Raw genomic sequence first — 1,329 nt, forward strand, 5'->3', positions numbered from 1 at the left:
GGGAGTGTCTGGAACTCTGTGTATCTGACCCGGCCCATGCAGTTTCAGATACTCAAGCGGCGAAGCGCTCGCCGAACATTATGGCGAACTGGTTTCGGGCCGCAAACCATTCCCGCACATTGCGCCCGTCTTTTTCGAAGCTGCGGATCGCCAGATAGATCAACTTCGTGGCGGCGTCGTCGGTCGGGAACGAGCCTCGGGTCTTGATCGATTTTCGGATCACGCGGTTCAGGCTTTCGATCGCATTGGTCGTATAGACCACTTTCCGGATTGCCGGATCGAAGGCGAAGAATGGGATCACCTCCTGCCACGCCCGCCGCCAGGCCGGGGCGATGGATGCGTATTTCCCGGCCCATTTTTCCTCGAAGACATCGAGCTCGGCAGCGGCCATGTCGGCGGTCGCGGCCCCGTAAATCCGGCGCAGGTCGGCTGCTACCCCCTTGCGGTCCTTCCAGGAGCAGAAGTTCAGGCTGTGGCGCACCAGGTGAACAATGCAAGTCTGGACCATGGCCTCGGGAAAGGCGGCGGTGATCGCCTCGGGGAAGCCCTTCAGCCCGTCCACGACCGCGATCAGGATGTCCTGCACGCCGCGGTTACGCAGTTCGTTCATCACCGAGAGCCAGAACTTGGCGCCCTCGTTCTCGGAGATCCACAGACCCAGAACCTCGCGCAGACCGTCGCGGGTGACGCCGAGCGCCACGTAGACGGCCTTGTTCTTGACCATCCGGCTATCGGCATCACGGATCTTCACCCGCAGCGCGTCGAAGATCACGATGGGATACATCCGGTCCAGCGCCCGGCCCTGCCATTCGCGGACCTCGTCCAGAACGGCATCGGTGACGCGGCTGATCAGGTCGGGCGAGACCTTCAGGCCATAGAGATCGAGCAGATGCGCCTGGATGTCGCGCACCGTCAAACCGGAGGCGTAAAGGCCAATGATCTTGTCATCCATGCCGTCGATCCGGGTCTGACCCTTCTTCACCAGCTCCGGCTCGAAGCTGCTGTCGCGGTCGCGGGGCACGGCCACCCGCAATTCGCCGTCCGGGCCCTTCAGCACCTTCGTCGAAGAGCCATTGCGCCGGTTCGGCTGACCGGACGGTGCCTCCTGGCCCTCCTCATAGCCCAGATGCGCTGTCAGCTCGGCCCCCAGCATCCGTTCCATGAGCCGGATCTTCAGCTCCTTCATCAGACCCGCGTCGCCGAGCAGGTCTTCGGGCCGTTCCACGCCCTTCAGCAATTCGTCGAGAACTTCCTTCGAGATCGTCATACATGCTTCCTTTCGGTGAAGCATGGACCCGATCAGTCATACACAAAAGATCGGACACTCCC

At 61.9% G+C, this 1,329-nt stretch carries 1 protein-coding gene; it reads right to left on the reverse strand.

Features of this window, described 5'->3' with window-relative positions:
* Positions 1 to 52 precede the first annotated feature (52 nt).
* A complete protein-coding gene (locus tag IB235_RS24665; RefSeq protein WP_370576999.1) occupies positions 53 to 1,291 on the reverse strand; it encodes an IS256 family transposase in 1,239 nt (412 codons plus the stop codon).
* Positions 1,292 to 1,329: the final 38 nt, after the last annotated feature.

Source organism: Paracoccus sp. PAR01 (assembly GCF_014851995.1).
GTDB classification, from domain to species: domain Bacteria; phylum Pseudomonadota; class Alphaproteobacteria; order Rhodobacterales; family Rhodobacteraceae; genus Paracoccus; species Paracoccus litorisediminis.

Coding starts and splice junctions, on each gene's coding strand:
- IB235_RS24665 (WP_370576999.1), bottom strand. CDS start 1,291: ATGCTTCACCGAAAGGAAGCATGTATGACGATCTCGAAGGAAGTTCTC.